13 protein-coding genes are annotated in these 17642 nt (G+C 47.4%); 3 read left to right on the top strand and 10 right to left on the bottom strand.

The annotated features are described in order from the left end of the window. Nucleotides 1-234: 234 nt before the first annotated feature. The 5 genes from miaA to ACOCLE_RS18280 form a co-directional block, all read right to left on the bottom strand. Nucleotides 235-1185, bottom strand: a complete 951-nt coding sequence (gene miaA / locus ACOCLE_RS18260; protein ID WP_419533665.1) for a tRNA (adenosine(37)-N6)-dimethylallyltransferase MiaA — start codon at nt 1183-1185, stop codon at nt 235-237. A gap of 231 nt (nt 1186-1416) precedes the next feature. Further along, complete coding sequence (gene mutL / locus ACOCLE_RS18265) at nt 1417-3378, bottom strand: DNA mismatch repair endonuclease MutL (protein WP_419533666.1); 1962 nt, start codon at nt 3376-3378, stop codon at nt 1417-1419. 56 nt (nt 3379-3434) lie between these two features. Continuing rightward, nucleotides 3435-4889: an N-acetylmuramoyl-L-alanine amidase gene (locus tag ACOCLE_RS18270; RefSeq protein WP_419533667.1), complete on the bottom strand. Its 1455-nt coding sequence runs from the start codon at nt 4887-4889 to the stop codon at nt 3435-3437. Next, complete coding sequence (tsaE, locus tag ACOCLE_RS18275) at nt 4886-5365, bottom strand: tRNA (adenosine(37)-N6)-threonylcarbamoyltransferase complex ATPase subunit type 1 TsaE (protein ID WP_066017109.1); 480 nt, start codon at nt 5363-5365, stop codon at nt 4886-4888. Before tsaE ends, ACOCLE_RS18270 begins: the two co-directional genes overlap by 4 nt. 30 nt (nt 5366-5395) lie before the next feature. Continuing rightward, nucleotides 5396-6940: an NAD(P)H-hydrate dehydratase gene (locus ACOCLE_RS18280; protein ID WP_419533668.1), complete on the bottom strand. Its 1545-nt coding sequence runs from the start codon at nt 6938-6940 to the stop codon at nt 5396-5398. A gap of 139 nt (nt 6941-7079) precedes the next feature. Here ACOCLE_RS18280 and queG point away from each other — a divergent pair, with 139 nt between their 5' ends. After that, nucleotides 7080-8132: a tRNA epoxyqueuosine(34) reductase QueG gene (gene queG / locus ACOCLE_RS18285; RefSeq protein WP_419533669.1), complete on the top strand. Its 1053-nt coding sequence runs from the start codon at nt 7080-7082 to the stop codon at nt 8130-8132. Between the two features lie 100 nt (nt 8133-8232). Beyond that, the gene (locus ACOCLE_RS18290) at nt 8233-9012 is read left to right on the top strand and encodes a gamma-glutamylcyclotransferase family protein (RefSeq protein ID WP_419533670.1); all 780 of its coding nucleotides are present in this window, start codon (nt 8233-8235) and stop codon (nt 9010-9012) included. 149 nt (nt 9013-9161) lie between these two features. On the opposite strand, the gene ACOCLE_RS18295 is transcribed toward ACOCLE_RS18290, so the two are convergent. After that, nucleotides 9162-9428: a hypothetical protein gene (locus ACOCLE_RS18295; protein WP_419533671.1), complete on the bottom strand. Its 267-nt coding sequence runs from the start codon at nt 9426-9428 to the stop codon at nt 9162-9164. A 271-nt stretch (nt 9429-9699) separates the two neighbouring features. On the opposite strand from ACOCLE_RS18295, the gene tnpC (ACOCLE_RS18300) reads away from it, so the two are divergent. After that, a complete protein-coding gene (tnpC, locus tag ACOCLE_RS18300) occupies nt 9700-11205 on the top strand; it encodes an IS66 family transposase (RefSeq protein ID WP_419532963.1) in 1506 nt (501 codons plus the stop codon). On the opposite strand, the gene ACOCLE_RS18305 is transcribed toward tnpC (ACOCLE_RS18300), so the two are convergent. Genes ACOCLE_RS18305 through ACOCLE_RS18320 form a run of 4 tightly spaced genes read right to left on the bottom strand, consistent with a single transcriptional unit; the run spans nt 11156 to nt 17498 of the window. Further along, complete coding sequence (locus ACOCLE_RS18305) at nt 11156-12172, bottom strand: hypothetical protein (protein ID WP_419533672.1); 1017 nt, start codon at nt 12170-12172, stop codon at nt 11156-11158. The two genes, tnpC (ACOCLE_RS18300) and ACOCLE_RS18305, sit on opposite strands and share 50 nt — an antisense overlap. A gap of 24 nt (nt 12173-12196) precedes the next feature. After that, nucleotides 12197-13702 carry an IS66 family transposase gene (tnpC, locus tag ACOCLE_RS18310; RefSeq protein ID WP_419532963.1) on the bottom strand — a complete coding sequence of 502 codons (1506 nt, stop codon included), beginning with the start codon at nt 13700-13702 and terminating at the stop codon, nt 12197-12199. Nucleotides 13703-13749: 47 nt separating this feature from the next. Further along, nucleotides 13750-14418: a hypothetical protein gene (locus ACOCLE_RS18315; protein ID WP_419533673.1), complete on the bottom strand. Its 669-nt coding sequence runs from the start codon at nt 14416-14418 to the stop codon at nt 13750-13752. Continuing rightward, nucleotides 14415-17498, bottom strand: coding sequence for a hypothetical protein (locus ACOCLE_RS18320; RefSeq protein ID WP_419533674.1), 3084 nt, complete (start codon nt 17496-17498; stop codon nt 14415-14417). Before ACOCLE_RS18320 ends, ACOCLE_RS18315 begins: the two co-directional genes overlap by 4 nt. Between the last annotated feature and the right edge of the window lie 144 nt (nt 17499-17642).

A 17642-nucleotide genomic window follows, 5' to 3' on the forward strand; every position in this document is an offset into this window, starting at 1 on the left:
CAGCCTACGAAATGCCGGCTCACATTAAGCTAACCCCACACCGCACTCAATAAGTAATACTAGCTACTCCCGCCAGTCCTGCAGGAACAATTACAGGTTCTAAAGTACTACTTTGTATAGCAATAGGCATGAACAGTCATCTGTTAATTACCGTCACTTAGGAGAAAGTGACATCATTGCTATCAAGTGCCTCAAGGTTCAGCACTCTGCCCCATGGCTTTAAATACGTCCGTTCTATTTAAGGGCATTCCCCAAGACTTTCAAGGCATCACCCAGCAGGTTATTGGAAAACGTGTCAAGCCAATGAATATCAGGCCAGCTTCTCAGCCAGGTTAGCTGCCTTTTCGCCAGTTGCCGGGTTGCAATAATACCTCTTTCGACCATCTCATCGTAGCTTAGTTCCCCATCCAAGTAGGACCAGGCCTGACGATAACCAACAGATCGAACAGATGGCATGGAAACATCAAGATCTCCACGCTGATAAAGGCTTCTCGCTTCTTCCAGAAAGCCATTCTCAAGCATCATTCTGAAACGCATCGCGATACGGTCATGGAGCACGGAACGATCTTTCGGAGCCAGCGCCAGGCTGATAACACCATAAGGCAAACATTGCTCTTCCTGCTCCCTGTGCCATTGGGAAAGCGGTTTCCCTGTCAGCTCATAAACTTCCAGAGCCCTCTGCAATCGCTGGGTATCCGATGGTTTGATTCTCAGCGCAGCTTCTGGGTCCACTTCCGAGAGTTGCTGATGAAGAAATGCCCAACCGTGCACCTGTGCACTTTCCAGCAACCGTTGACGAACCTCGGCATCTGCAGAGGGCATGGTCGCCATACCATCCCTGAGCACCTTAAAGTACATCATCGTCCCTCCAACCAGCAGAGGTATTCTCCCGCGGGCAGTGATATCTGCCATCAACGCCAGAGCATCCTGGCGAAAGTCAGCAGCAGAATACGATTCTGCTGGATCAAGAATATCAATCAGGTGATGAGGTGCCTCTTTCAGGACTTCAGGCTCAGGCTTGGCAGTGCCAATATCCATCCCTTTGTAGATGAGTGCCGAGTCCACACTGATGATCTCGAAAGGCAGATCGTTGCTGAGTGCTACAGCAAGATCAGTTTTTCCTGATGCTGTAGGCCCCATCAAAAATACAGCGGGAGGGAGCCGCTTTTCCTCATGCGCGGACATAAAAGAATGAGTACCTGAAAATAATAGAAACGCGATTCTAGCGGATTATGCACTGACCTTTCGATAGTCCAATGTATTGATCATGGTAATATCAAAAAGTTTCCATATTTAATGGATGAATGGGCAAAAAAGAACTGCCACAAACAAAGTACTTGCTGAAATCCTTTTAAAAGACGCTGAGACAAACCCCTGGATGGCTTGTCAGATTACAAGTTGGATCTACTACCACACCTAACGTCCCCTCAGAAACAACTTGTCCAATTGATCCATAGTGAGCATGGTCCAGGTTGGACGACCATGGTTACATTGCCCACTGCGCTCTGTCTGCTCCATATCCCGAAGCAGGGCATTCATCTCTTCAATGGACAGCTTCCTGTTCGCCCGCACTGACCCATGACAGGCCATGGTGGCCAGAATTTCATTGATATGAGCCTCAATGCGGTCGCTGGTACCGTGCTGCATCAAGTCTGAGAGTACGTCTCTCAGCAGCTTCTCAACATCGGCATTCTGTAGCATCACGGGTATCTGGCGCACCAGCAGCGTTTCCGGCCCCATCCGCTCCAGAGTCAGCCCCAGACGGGAAAAGTACTCACTGTTTTCTTCTGCACAGTCTGCATCACGTTCACTGACCGAAACGGATTTAGGTACCAGCAGCGGCTGAGCACGAATCCCCTGCTCCTGATAGGACTGTTTCATCCGCTCATAAGTAATCCGTTCATGAGCGGCGTGCATATCCACCAGAATCATTCCCTGGTCATTTTCAGAAAGAATATAAACCCCTTTCAGCTGAGCAACGGCATACCCCAGCGGCGGTGTCAGAGAATCGTTTTCCGGCAGAGGCTGAACAGGTACCTGAGCTGAAAATGTTACGGCAGATTCCTGTACAGCATCATCACCCACCGCCTTAGCCTGGCTTGAACTAACCGGCTCCGCAGAGCTGGCATATAGCTGGCTATAGGCTTCTATCTGTCGCTTAACCTGACCAGGAGATGGCGCTTCTGATAACGCAGGGCGGCGATCATAGCTACCCCCTCCGCCTGAGTTTTCATTAGCATAGTGACCGGTACTGGAAGATGCAGGAACAGCTGAGAGTCGAATGGTTTCCTGCCCCTGAAACTCACCAGCATCAATACCAGATGCCTGGGGCTGGGGTGGATTGCTCAATACCGTGGGAGGCAACTGATCTTCCGGGCGAACTTCTCCCAGGGCACGATTCAGGGTACTGAACAGAAAGTTATGGACGGTTCTGCCATCACGAAAACGGACTTCATGCTTGGTAGGATGAACATTGACATCCACCATGGCCGGATCCAGCTCCAGATAAAGGACAAATGTCGGATGACGCCCACTGTACAGCACATCACGGTAGGCCTGACGAACCGCGTGAGCCACCAGCTTATCCCGAATAACACGACCATTTACAAAGAAATACTGAAGGTCTGCACTGGCCCTGGAGAAAGTTGGCAGCCCGACCCAGCCATACAGTTTCAGACCAGAGGCTTCAACATCAATAATGACCGCGTTTTCAATAAATTTAGGACCGCAAAGCGCGGCGACTCGACGATCCTTTTCCGCCTGAGTCGCTGCTGGCCGTAACTGATGAACACTGCGCTGGTTGTGGCGAAGGGTAAAACCCACATCAAAGCGGGACAACGCCAGGCGCTTAACCACCTCTTCAAGGTGTGAAAACTCGGTCTTTTCGGTACGGAGAAACTTGCGGCGAGCCGGCGTATTAAAGAACAGGTCTTTAACTTCTATGGTTGTTCCCACCGGGTGCGGTGCAGGCATAACCTGCGCTTCCATATCCCGACCTTCGACCCTGGCCTGCCACCCTGACTCCTGCTCTTCAATATTAGACGTCAGGGTAAGCCTGGAAACGGAGCTGATGGACGCAAGCGCTTCTCCACGAAACCCGAGGGTAGCAACACCTTCCAAATCTTCCAGCTCAGAGATCTTGCTGGTAGCGTGGCGGGAAAGCGCCAGGGCTAACTCGGCCTGAGGTATGCCGTGACCATCATCTCGGATACGAATCAACTTGACGCCACCGCTTTCAACTTCAACCGTCAGGCGCTTTGCCCCGGCATCAATGCTGTTTTCCAGCAGTTCTTTCACCACGGACGCAGGACGTTCCACCACCTCACCGGCAGCAATCTGGTTAGCCAGTCGATTATCAAGGAGGCGGATGGGTTTCATAACGTCTTGTTACTCTGCAGCAAGGGTTCTTTAAGTTGGGCGTTAAAGAACCAAGTTCAGTTTGGAATCACCAGCACCTGACCAACACGAATATTATTGGCGCTGGATAGCCGGTTAGCACGCTTCAGGTCATTCATACTGATGTCAAACTGATCAGCAATTTCTGACAACGTATCCCCAGGCTTGATCACATACCGTGATGGCCGGGTTTTAAGGGTACCATCCTGTTTCCACTTGGCAACCAGTGTGTCCGGTGGCGGCTTCTTGTAGAACCAGCTTTTTGTACCATTGAAAATCGCTTTCGCCATCGCTTTCTGGTGGCTGCGGCTCTTCAGTTTTCTGGCCTCTTCAGGGTTGGTGATAAACCCGGTTTCTACCAGAATGGATGGAATATCCGGAGATTTGAGCACCACAAAGCCCGCCTGCTCGACCTGTTTTTTATGAAGCTGGTTAATGCCACCCATATTGGCCAGAACTTTATTACCCACTTCGAGGCTGGACGATAGCGTTGAGGTCATGGACAGATCCAGCAGAACGCCCGCCAGAACATCGTCCTTATCTACAAGGGAAATACCGCCTTCACCACCAATCTGGTCCGACGCGTTCTCTTTCTGAGCTAACCAGCGAGCAGTTTCCGAGGTAGCACCACTGCGTGAAAGAGCGAAAACAGAAGCCCCCTTCGCTCGACGATCCTTAAAGCCATCCGCATGTATTGAGATAAACAGATCGGCTTTATTATCACGGGCAATCTGGGTTCTTCGGCGAAGATCAATATAGTAATCGCCAGTGCGGACCAGAACGGGCCGGAACCCCTTTTCCCTGCCCAACAGCGCGGCCAGCTCTTTCGCAATCGCCAGAGTTACATGCTTCTCATAGCCTCCACCGTAGCCAATAGCACCCGGGTCTTCTCCACCATGACCGGCATCAATCGCGACCACAATATCCCGATAGCCAACAGGCTTCTGTTTTACCACTGGCTTTGGTTTTCTGTCCTCATCATCAAACAGGTCCACCACCAGACGGTGACCGTATGTCGCATTGGGTTTCAGCAGAAAGCTTTCGCTGGATACTTTTTCACTGAGGTCCAGCACAATACGGAGGTCATTCTGATTACGGGCACCATGCCGGATTTTCTGAATCGGCGTGCCTTTCAGCTGCAGACTGTTGAATGAACCACTGAGACGGGCACCATCAACATCAATCACCAGTCGGCTAGGGTTACTCAGGTGGAATTTGTTGTGTTCAACCGCATCAGAAACATCAAACACCAGACGTGTTTTATCCGGCGACCGCCAGAGCCTGACGTTTTTAATCAGCTTATAGACTGCCTCAGCTACCTGAGCCTTCAGGGAAGCTATACCCACTGCCAGGATACTTAGCTGCTTTACGACGCGCCTTCTGCCAACAGAAAATACCGGATCAACCTCATTGGAGGAGGAAGATTTTTTACGGGTAAATGCTGCTGATAATAGATCCAGAACCCGGCGAACAATCCCTGTTCTCTGACTCATCCGCCCCCCTGAAGCGCTCTTATGGTTTCCAGCGCTCTCTTCCCTGTATCAGTACCTGCGACAATCGTCGCTTTCCTGCCAGGCAGGTCATAATCAAAAGTAATTTCCAGATCTGCCTCTGGCAGCTCCCCCTGCCCGCGAGATGGCCACTCGACCAGGCAAAGCGCTGCTTCACTGAAATAGTCCCGACCGCCAATAAACTCCAACTCCTCAGGGTCAGCAAGGCGATATAGGTCAAAGTGGTAAACCTTATGGTTATTTACCTCGTAAGGTTCTACCAGCGTATACGTTGGGCTTTTTACGGCGCCCTGATGACCAAGATGCCGAAGGACACCTCGGCAGAACGTGGTTTTGCCCGCGCCAAGATCACCATGCAGAAAGACAATTCCCTGGTCACCCAGAGCTTCTGCCAGATGCCCCCCCAGTGCCACCATGGCGTCTTCATTTTCTATCAGCAGTTCATATCTGCCTTGCATAAGCGTTTCCAAACAGTCAGCTACCAGAGCCTAATGACCAATTATAAAATTCATTCGTTGTCGAATAACCGGAATCAACTCAGTTGCCCTCAAGCCAGTTTCGCCCTGACCGGCAACCACCTCATCCGCTGCAGATGCGTGCAGCCAGGCCGCCATTTGAGCCGCCTTGAAAGGTTCCAGCCCCTGGGCAAGCAGTGCGCCAATAACGCCACTGAGCACATCCCCCATACCTGCTACTGCCATACCCGGGTTTCCATCAGAGCACAGCGCTGTACTTTGGCCGTCAAAAATCAGAGTTCCCGCCCCTTTTAACAGCAGGGCTATATCTTGCTGGCACTCCGCTCCACTCTCGCCAGTAAGAGCGGTTAATTGTCTATGACTGTCGACCAGCGCTGCAAATCGATTTTTCTGAATCGTTGGAACATCCAGACCCGATAAACGGGCCAGCTCACCCGGATGAGGGGTGAAAATCATCGGAGACTTTCGTCCCTTTAGCAATTGTGGATGATCCGATAAAAGGTTCAGGGCATCTGCATCCAGTACCACCGGGCACTCTGCAGCCAGGGCATCCTTAAGCAGCTTCAACCCCCAGTCATCCCTACCCAGGCCAGGACCAACAACAATGACGTTCTTTCCATCAGTAAGAGGACCAAGACCTGAGCGACTCTTGACCGAGGTACCCATCACCTCAGGACAGCGAACTGCCAGCGCGGAAAGGTGTCTCTTGCGTGTAACGACAGTAACACGACCAACGCCGCAATGAATGGCAGACTCAGCGGCCATGATGATGGCTCCTGGCATCCCTTTGTTTCCACCGATGAGCAACACATGTCCAAAATCACCTTTATGGGCTGCACGGCTTCTGGGTGAAAGCCAACCACGAAACTGCCCGGGAGAAATTCGTCGACAGGAAGAGGGAGCGGCTTGATAAACCGATTCTGGAATTCTCAGGCTATTAAATACCAGATCGCCACAATACTCCGGCCCCTGCCCTGTCATGAGTCCCTGCTTCAGGCCTATAAAAGAGACCGTAAGCATTGCCTTGACGGCTTCTCCCAGCGGAACGCCTGTGTTAGCACAAAGGCCGGACGGAATATCCACAGCACACACCGGGTTTTCAAGGTGATTAAGGCGCTTTATGGCATCCAGATAGTCACCTCGCACATCACCAGAAAGCCCGGTACCGAGCATGGCATCCACAATCACATCCGCGCACAGAGACTGTTTGCTGTCGTAAGGTCGAATAACAACACCCGCATCAGAGCATGCCTGCCAGGCAGCCAAGGCATCGCCTTTAAGCTCCGCAGGATTTTTAAAGCTAAGTACAGAAGCCCTCAGCCCCTTCTCTTTCGCCAGCTTGGCAACCAGATACCCATCACCGCCGTTGTTTCCTGCCCCACACAAAACCAAAAGCGTGCCGGCCTCTGGCCAGTAGCGGCCAATAGTGGACAGAACGGTTCGGGCCGCTCTTGTCATTAACTCAAAACCCGGAATGCCTTCCTGGTGGATAGCCACATGATCCAGCTGTCGAATCTGATCTGCAGTGTAGAGAGACTCTGGTAAGCTCTTATTCATAAGCGTGCCCGCGATGTTACAATGCAGATTGTATTCTGCATTCAAACTATGCCAAAAGAGTTAATCCAATTCAGTGTCTGAGCCGTTATCTTTACAATCCACTTTAACCACATTGACGGACTCATCGCCAGCACCGGATATGGAAAAACTCGTTGAAAAAATTCGCACCTGGGCCAGAGAGCTTGGCTTTCAGGAGATCGGCATCACCGAAGCCAAAATACCTGACAGCGACCTTCAGCATCTTGAAGCCTGGCTGGATAAAGGATATCACGGCGATATGGCCTATATGAGCCAGCACAGGGAGCTGCGGGCACACCCGGATCAACTGCACCCCGGGTCATTAAGAGTGATTTCTGCACGCATGGATTACCTACCTGCGGATACGGAAACCGTCAAACTGCTCAATGAACCGGAAAAAGCCTACGTTTCCCGCTATGCACTGGGCCGGGATTATCATAAATTAATCCGTAAACGGCTCACCCAGCTGGGCAAGCAGATTGAAGCCGCCGCTGGTGATCATGGCTATCGTGCTTTTGTGGACAGTGCGCCGGTAATGGAGCGCCCGTTAGCTAAGCAGGCAGGACTGGGCTGGATGGGAAAGCACTCCCTGATACTGAACCGAAAGGCAGGTTCCTTTTTCTTCCTGGGTGAACTGTTTACCAACCTCCCTCTGCCTGTGGATAAGCCTTACGAGAGCAGTCACTGCGGGCGTTGCACCTCCTGTATGGATAAGTGCCCAACCCAGGCCATTGTTGCCCCCTATCAGGTGGATGCCCGCCGTTGTATCTCTTATCTGACCATCGAAAACAAAGGTTCCATTCCTGAAGAACTGCGCCCCCTGATGGGAAATCGAATCTACGGTTGTGATGACTGTCAGCTGGCCTGCCCCTGGAACCGTTTTGCCAAACCTACCCAAGAGAAAGACTTCCAGCCTCGTCATCACCTGGATGCCAGTGACCTGGTGGATCTTTTCAACTGGAGTGAAGAGCAGTTTCTGGAACGAACAACCGGTTCTCCCATCCGCCGAGCGGGTTATGAGAGCTGGCTGCGCAATATTGCCGTGGCACTGGGCAATGCAACGACTAATGAAGCTATTATTACAGCCCTGAAAGGCCGTCTGGATTATCCATCAGAACTGGTTCAGGAACATATCCAATGGGCACTAAGACAACACTCCAATGACACGTATTAACATTCGTTTAGAGTCAATTGTCTAACCCAAACCACTTTGGATCTCATAAGTTTGCTCACTGGCAAAGAAGCACCCATTATTTACAATAATTAATGGATTGATGGCTATGCCCTTCAAAACTTCCCTAATACTTGTATTGATCATGTTATTTACCAACGCAGCAAAAGCGAGTGACGACTACGTCTTTATCTTTGGTTATGGCAGCCTGATGCTGACTCCTGCCAGAACAGCTACTTCACCGGATCCAGAAGGCGCAGTTTATATTCCCGTCAAAATCCGAGGAATAGAGCGGCTATGGAACTTATGGTCAGAATACGGTCAACAGCGGACACTTGGTGTTGAACAAAATAAAGCGCCCGATGCTTTCGTCAGTGGACTCATCTTTGCTGCAAAAAAAGATCAACTGGCCGCTTTCGACGAGCGCGAAGGACCTGCCTACCAGAGAGTTCAAATCCCCATAGAGAACGTTACCTTTTATCTGGATAACCACCAGGAGATCGTCGCTCAGAGTAAACGGGTCACTGATATTTATGTGTATTCGCCCCGCAAAGAATCAAGCTTCTACTTTGATAAAAGTCATGATCAAAAGAAAATAGCCATGTCCTATCTCAACGTTGTTCGCGCAGGTTGCGTCGAAATAGATAAAACGCACCAGCTAAATGGGCTTTTTGTCAATGACTGCGTTCAGACAATGGGGCTTGAAGGGTATCTTGTTGATGATGACAGACGAGCACCACGATATCCGAGATACCCAGCCACACTCCTAAAAAAAGCGATAGAGTCAGGCAATACAGAGAAGACAGAGGAACTTCAGAGATTTATTCAAGTCGAGTGGAAAAATTACCTGAACACTATTTCTGAAAAGTGGGAAGAAAAGTAATTTCAATCGAACGTACTGAGTCTGCAATAATGACGGGCTTAAGCGTAAAGTAAGGCGAATTGAATAGGCCCAGCCTCCCTCCGCTTAATAAGCCCCTTGTCTAATGCACCGTGTTTCAGGTGATTGAAAATAGTAAACTCTACACCAGATTACTGTTCTAACTCTGGAAGTAGGTCACTGAAGTCCATACCGATCAATTCAGCCATTAGCCACTCTGGGTCATCTTCTGTAATAAAGGTCTCAAGAAGACTACTCACATCAGAGCCAGCAACACTGGCGGGACTTTGTACTCCATCCCTCGAAGGGCCAGCCTCAGGAGATTTTTCGGGAGTTTCATCTTCAGGAACATCGATGTCCATGGGGATAGGTATATCCTGTAGATCAACGCCCTGCCCAGCACCAGCAGACAAATCCATTGGAACCTCCTCAGGATCAGCTGCAGGAGGTGAATCAATAACAATGATTGGTTGATCAACATCCGCGGGAGATTGAACATCAGTTTCCGTGAGGGGTGACCCGAGTCCCTCCGACTCTCGGACCTGCTCATCGGACATCACCTCTCGAAACAACATTTCAATATAACATGTAAATAATTTAAGTAACTATTCAGCACCCTTCATATAAATCTGGAATTTTCTGATTTTTCGACCATCATCTTATACTCAATTTTTCTAACAAATCTCCAGTATGGAACCAGACTTCCCAGCTACTCCGTTTACCGAAGCTCTCCTTAAAGAGAATGAAGAGCTTCGGACCGAGAATGCGCTTTTACGGGAACGTTGCAGCGAACTGGAAGAAAGGGTTAATAAAAACAGTCAAAACAGTAGTAAGCCACCATCGTCAGATGGTTATCAAAAGCCCAGTAAAAAAGGGAGTGATAAAGGTGATACATCTTCCAAAGAAGCCCCCTGCTCCTCACAGGAAACACCGAACCCCAAAAGCCTTAGACCATCTTCAGGCAATAAACCAGGTGGCCAGAAAGGTCATCAAGGCTCTTGTTTGAGACGTGTCGCCTTACCCGATTATGTCAGGCATCTGAAGGTTGAAAAATGTTGCTGTTGCCAGTCTTCGCTTATCGATATTAAACCCACCAAATACATTGAGCGACAGGTTTTTGATCCAGGTAGACCCGGAGAATTTGAAGTTACCGCGTACTGGGCAGACGTTAAAGTATGTCCTTGTGGTAAACGGAACACCGCTGAGTTTCCCCAAGGAGTGAAAGCCGCTGCTCAATACGGAGAAGTGACTCAGGCAATGGCTGTTCATTTAAACCAGTATCACTTCATCCCATATCACCGGGTGTCTGAGTATTTCAATACTATTTATTGCATGAGTGTCAGCGCAGGCTCTGTTGCCAATTTTGTTGCCTATACCCATGAGAACCTGGCCTCTACTGAGCAGAGTATCCGCGATGCTTTACAAGAAAGTCCGGTTGCAGGAGCGGATGAAACTGGCATGCGGGTTGACGGTTCACTGTGGTGGTTACACATTATGCGAGATGACCAATGGACGCTTTACTACCTCTCAGAAAGGCGAGGTTGTGAAGCAATGGATGCAATGGGCATCCTGCTGACTTTTGCAGGCATTCTGGTTCACGATCATTGGAAGTCCTACTTTGCCTATGCGGCAGTGCATGTGCTTTGTAATGCCCATCATCTGAGAGAGCTTCAGGGAGTTGTCGATAGGGATGCGAATAAGCTGGCTCTGCGGCTGATGAAATTGCTTACGCTCTCCTGGCACTTCTGCAAGAAATACAAAGCAGCCGGTCTGACTCAAATGCCTGGTGCAATACAGCTTCGCATTGAGACGATATACGACCAAATCCTTCAAAGGGCTCTCACGAAGGAAACCGCTTATATGGAAAAACAACGACAGGTGCTTGGACGTAAGAAGGTCAGGAATACCAAGGCCTACAACCTGTTCAAAAGGCTTATTGAGTTTAAGGTTGAAACGTTGCGCTTCATGTCGGACTTTTCAATTCCCTTCGATAACAATGGCAGTGAACGTGATGCCAGGATGGCCAAACTTAAGCAGAAGATCTCAGGCTGCTTCAGAAGCGAAGACGGAGGTACCATGTTTACCCGAATCCGAAGCTATTTATCATCTGCTAAAAAGCAGGGGTTGAACATATTTCAGGCGCTTCTTAAAGCGGTTCGAAATTACAACAATACGCCTTTGCTGGGTGCTGAATAGTTACTAATTTAATCAAATTTTGCTGGTAGGTACCTGCAAGCATTTGATGCTTTCTTTTTGTAAGCTCCTCAATTCTATCAACCTGTACTAAATCAGTAGATTGTATCTTCTCATCAAGCTTTGTTATTCTATTCCATGATCTTGATAGCTGAAGCTTCTTATTATTCATCTCTCTTATCAGAGCTTTAATTCTCGCATTATTTCTACCAAACACATTAGACTTATCTACCCTTTCAAGATTCCTCGCAAACTCATTGAATAAGTTTTCGTTAATATCAGGAAAAATTACTGAAAGTCTGTCTTTTAAAAACAACTTAACCGAAAACCCTCTGGACTTCAGTTTCTCTTCAACGTGATCAAATAATTCCATGATTCTACCAACCGTATAAAAACGTGGCACGTTTTTCATTTTACTCTGAACCAGCTCATCTAATATTTTCTCCTGAGGAGGAGTAATTTCATTTTCCCTGACAACCCTTTGACGATTCGCTTTCCATCTCGCTAAAAGGCTATTAAGACTGTCATTTGCCGCATGTCGATCCAGAGCGATATATTGCTTATCATAAACTTTCCTACGAATTACATCTAATGAATTAACACCATCTTTTGAAGCAGAAAACACAGCTTTTAAAACTATTTGCTGGCGTATCGACAAAGCATTATTATTCATTCGCTGAGCTTTTAGACTCTTGCTAAACCATCGTTTATACATATTATCAACAAGCTTAACTCTATCAGGCGTTAAACGAAGCTCTTGAATCATTGTTGGCTTCCTCAAACGCCAAAGTTCAAATGCTCTAGCTCTGACCTCTCTTGCTTTCCCGCGCCCGATTCTTTTTCCTTCTGACCTTTCAATAAATGAAATCACCTGTTCTATGGCGTCCTTACCCTCTGCCACTGAAGAAAGAACCGCCATAATACATATTTTCATTCGATTGAAATTAATACGTTGTTTTAAATTGATCACATTTGCTCTATTAATATTTTGTAACTATTCAGCACCCAGCAAAGGCGTATTGTTGTAATTTCGAACCGCTTTAAGAAGCGCCTGAAATATGTTCAACCCCTGCTTTTTAGCAGATGATAAATAGCTTCGGATTCGGGTAAACATGGTACCTCCGTCTTCGCTTCTGAAGCAGCCTGAGATCTTCTGCTTAAGTTTGGCCATCCTGGCATCACGTTCACTGCCATTGTTATCGAAGGGAATTGAAAAGTCCGACATGAAGCGCAACGTTTCAACCTTAAACTCAATAAGCCTTTTGAACAGGTTGTAGGCCTTGGTATTCCTGACCTTCTTACGTCCAAGCACCTGTCGTTGTTTTTCCATATAAGCGGTTTCCTTCGTGAGAGCCCTTTGAAGGATTTGGTCGTATATCGTCTCAATGCGAAGCTGTATTGCACCAGGCATTTGAGTCAGACCGGCTGCTTTGTATTTCTTGCAGAAGTGCCAGGAGAGCGTAAGCAATTTCATCAGCCGCAGAGCCAGCTTATTCGCATCCCTATCGACAACTCCCTGAAGCTCTCTCAGATGATGGGCATTACAAAGCACATGCACTGCCGCATAGGCAAAGTAGGACTTCCAATGATCGTGAACCAGAATGCCTGCAAAAGTCAGCAGGATGCCCATTGCATCCATTGCTTCACAACCTCGCCTTTCTGAGAGGTAGTAAAGCGTCCATTGGTCATCTCGCATAATGTGTAACCACCACAGTGAACCGTCAACCCGCATGCCAGTTTCATCCGCTCCTGCAACCGGACTTTCTTGTAAAGCATCGCGGATACTCTGCTCAGTAGAGGCCAGGTTCTCATGGGTATAGGCAACAAAATTGGCAACAGAGCCTGCGCTGACACTCATGCAATAAATAGTATTGAAATACTCAGACACCCGGTGATATGGGATGAAGTGATACTGGTTTAAATGAACAGCCATTGCCTGAGTCACTTCTCCGTATTGAGCAGCGGCTTTCACTCCTTGGGGAAACTCAGCGGTGTTCCGTTTACCACAAGGACATACTTTAACGTCTGCCCAGTACGCGGTAACTTCAAATTCTCCGGGTCTACCTGGATCAAAAACCTGTCGCTCAATGTATTTGGTGGGTTTAATATCGATAAGCGAAGACTGGCAACAGCAACATTTTTCAACCTTCAGATGCCTGACATAATCGGGTAAGGCGACACGTCTCAAACAAGAGCCTTGATGACCTTTCTGGCCACCTGGTTTATTGCCTGAAGATGGTCTAAGGCTTTTGGGGTTCGGTGTTTCCTGTGAGGAGCAGGGGGCTTCTTTGGAAGATGTATCACCTTTATCACTCCCTTTTTTACTGGGCTTTTGATAACCATCTGACGATGGTGGCTTACTACTGTTTTGACTGTTTTTATTAACCCTTTCTTCCAGTTCGCTGCAACGTTCCCGTAAAAGCGCATTCTCGGTCCGAAGCTCTTCATTCTCTTTAAGGAGAGCTTCGGTAAACGGAGTAGCTGGGAAGTCTGGTTCCATACTGGAGATTTGTTAGAAAAATTGAGTATAAGATGATGGTCGAAAAATCAGAAAATTCCAGATTTATATGAAGGGTGCTGAATAGTTACAATATTTTTTGCTTTACCCTTGGCTTTTCCTACTTGTTTTAATTCTTCCCCATCAATTTGAAACTGGGTATATCCTGTTTTTTCAAAATAATCTCTACCATGAATACCTTTTCTAATTCCAATTGAGCCTGAGTCTGAATATTTTATTGCTTCTACAAGCCATTCATCTCTGGGCATCACGACAATATCAAACGATCGGCCAACCGTATTTCTGCCATTGACATCAAGTACAAACTCCCGACCTCTGTAGGTAAATTCAGATACTGTAAAATGATGTTCAACCTGATCTTTTATAAGGCGTATAGTGGATCCTTCTCCCAACCCAAGACGGCTTCGAAACTTTTCCATCTCACGAGCAAACTGCTCTCCAGAAACCGCCCCCCCCTGTTGAATCTTATCAAAAGCCCTCTGAGCCTTAGCCTGAAGATCCGTATAGAAAGCTTCTGCAGCGGTCCACTCTCTTTCAGAGAAACCCAGTAAAAAATCCATCAACTGACTAAGCTGGCTATAATGAGGTGTCGCTGCGGCTCTTTCTTCATACAGCGACTGACGATAGCGCTCCTCTGACATAGGCTCAAAGGTGGTTGTCCAGGATAAGTGGCCTTCTAGGGATTCGGAGTCCATCATTTCACGAGCAATCGGTGGTTCCTGTATTCCTGTCTCTTGGCGAATCCAGTCCCACCAGTCTCCAGCCTCCAGCCTCCAGCCTCCATAATGACAAGCCCTGAATCTGATGTTGGAAAGATCTGTTTTACCGAAGTATCAATAACAATTTCTTTTCCGCCTACAAATGCAGTGGCAACCGTGTGAGGCCATAAGCCATGATGACCATCTCTTGGCAACTTAACTGTCAATCCGGACCCTACGTCAAAGCCCTCTGCTATTAATGCACGTCTTAATCCTGTCGGCTTATCCGAAACCAGAAGGCCGCTGCCGGTAACGAACCCCTTACGCCCCATGGAGCCAAGAGCTAAATCTTGTATCGCGTCAACTGTACGACGAATGTCATACCTTCTTTCTGCTTCAAAAGAGTTAACTAATGCTGTTTTCTTCTCCTCATGACCTACTGTTTTTTTATTGGAAAGAAGAACACACCCTTCACCAGCACGGCGACATCGAATCAATACTTTTTCGGATACTCCATCTTTCCCGGCATCAACCTCGCTAAAACGATCTTTGTGGAAATATCCATGGTCATTATGCTGAAGACGGTAGTTGCCATGCTCGTCGGGAACCAGCTTATAAAGACCATCCCGATGGCCCACATCCAAGTGGACAAAACGTTCACCCCCTCTATCCACTATGGGCAGTCTGTGCTCTTCTTTCACACCTTTTAGCCGGTTATGTGCACGATGGAGTGCCTCATTCATGCCCTGCTGATAAAAGATCTCCCTGATTTTATCCAGATGCTTATTTACAAACTCCTGAACCATTGGGGGTACATGTCGTGGATGCCCCGCAGGCTTCTCCCCTGATAGTGCCTGCATACGCTCGCCGATTGAAATTACCGTTGCATCCAGCTGCGCTAGAATAGGCATAGAGTCTGGTGAACCGACCCCAGTAGCCTTCAGGCGTTCTAATAAATGCCTCTGTTTCGCCTGCAAATTGATCATTGTTGGGTCCTGGTTCATATCAGGTATTGCTGCCCCTGGAGAGCCATTACCAAGCGATGCTGATTTCAACGGCACACCAGCTTCCTTCTGACTTTTATCAATACCGTCTTTTTCGATCCCATCTACACCGGCTTCTTCAGCTTCTTCCGGCAAAACACCAGGCTCCTCAACCCCTCCGCCTTCACCAAAGGCAGCGACACCCAAACCAATAAATAATCCATCCCTTAACCAGGTACAGATATCGTCCTGACCCAGCTGAATCGCAGTTACCAGATCCACCAAAGCGGTTACCGCTGCCATGCCAGGAACCAGGCCAGAAAAAATTTCAGTAAGTTCAACCGCTATCTGCACTCCTTCAATTTCTTTTACTGACATGGTGGAATAAGGTTCACCATTTTTTCTATCCCACAGATTTTTACGCCACAAATGTGCCGCTGCAAAACTGCCAGAGAAACCTTCTTTGAAAGCCAGAGCTGCCACCTGTTTTTCGGAAAGCCCTCGAATACGATCATTAAATGTTCTTAGAAAGTGCTGCCTGAACCTTTTCTGCTCCGCATCACTCATGTGATCTGCCTGCAGCAAATGCTCAATATGATGCCCAAGGCTTTCAATTGCTCCATCCAATTGCAAAATTGGGCTGATAGCTTCCAAAATGCCACACTTATCCGCCAGATCAGCATGCTTTTTAGTTTCAGAGAAAATAGTTTTTGGGAAATGACGTTGAAGCATTTCATCAACACTGTCAGGTAATGGCTTATGGTCTTTAAAAAGACTTTTAAGTTCGTGCACGCTCATACCTGTATTACCCACCGTGGTTCTCAGTGCTGCTTCCGTTGCTTTTTCCAGCTTGTTTAAGTGCATTTTTTCAATAAAAGCTCTGTATTTTTCATGTTGTTCCGGGGTTTTAGGTATTCCATGGCGATTCAAGTACTTTAATATTTTTTTGAGGTTCGCATCATTCGTGTGACTGTCAACTTTATGATGGCGCTTGTGCCTGTGGTTTTCAGATTCGGTTAATAGCCTTTTTAACTGGTGAGCTACTGTCTGCTTTTCGTCGCTGGAAAATTTTTCATCTGCAAGCCAGAGCAATTCAGCTGATGAGAAACCCAACCTGTGCAACACCTCTGTACAGGTTGGAGAACTCTGACATGTTGTGACATTGTTTGAATGTTGAGACTGGTCATTTTGGAAAGACACTGCAATAGGTTCAGCCCCTGCTAGAGCCGGTGCAGAATCCAATACTGTGATCGTCAGTGCACTGAACATCGCCAATGGCCTTTCCAGAAATGCGAAGGGGACTGCAGTCAGAGCTTTATTTAATAGGCCTAACGATGTTTGCAACCAGGAACGTTGAACGGCTTGAGCCCCATGAAATGAAGCTATTCCTTTATCTAAAGCATCCTCTGGCTCAGCAGAAAAACTTTTTCCCAAAAGATCTTTATTACCAACTGTTCTATGGGATTGATTTTCGGAAATACCCGCTGCCATAGAGGGAAAAGGCAAGTAGCCCGAATGAGCAGGTAGCGGTCTATTATATGAAAAGTCAGGCGATAGAGCATGAGATTGATTAATGCTGCCATTACTAATACCCTGCCATCCAGCCACTTTCTGAAAACCACCAGAAATCAAATTCAAGCCCATCATTAAACATGCATGACGGAAGCTTTCTGAACTGACCAATGGGCTTGATGAATTCGCTGATGGCATCTCAATAATGTCAAAATGAGCTGGCAAAAAAAACGGTTCTTCTTCGGCCGCTTCGAGTATTTCCTGCCATATTTGTGCATTTAAGGCTTCATCTACTGGCAACTTACTTACTTTATTTTCTATCAGCGGGTCATTATCCATCTCATCATCTTCATCCAGATACTGAGGCCCCCAGCACTGGATCAAATGACTGGACAAACAATTATCAAAAGGCACTTTGACATTATTATCTATGTTACAGCGTTGAACTTGATTATCACAGTGTATTCCTTCCAGGTTTCTTGATTTAAAACAGCCAGAACTCGAGTCATCCTGCCTATTTATGACCGTTTCAATATCCTGTTTACACAAAAAAGCATCACTAACAAGCTTATTGGTTAACATCATATAAAACCATTATAAACGAGTCACTATTATTGAAAATATTGTCTTACTTTTTCACGAAATACATTTATTCGATATATTTTTGATGGAAGCCTAAGGTTATTTTCACTAAGATAATTTATAAGATTTTCGTAACTATTCAGCACC

This window comes from Endozoicomonas sp. (assembly GCF_965196975.1).
Classification (GTDB): Bacteria; Pseudomonadota; Gammaproteobacteria; order Pseudomonadales; family Endozoicomonadaceae; genus Endozoicomonas.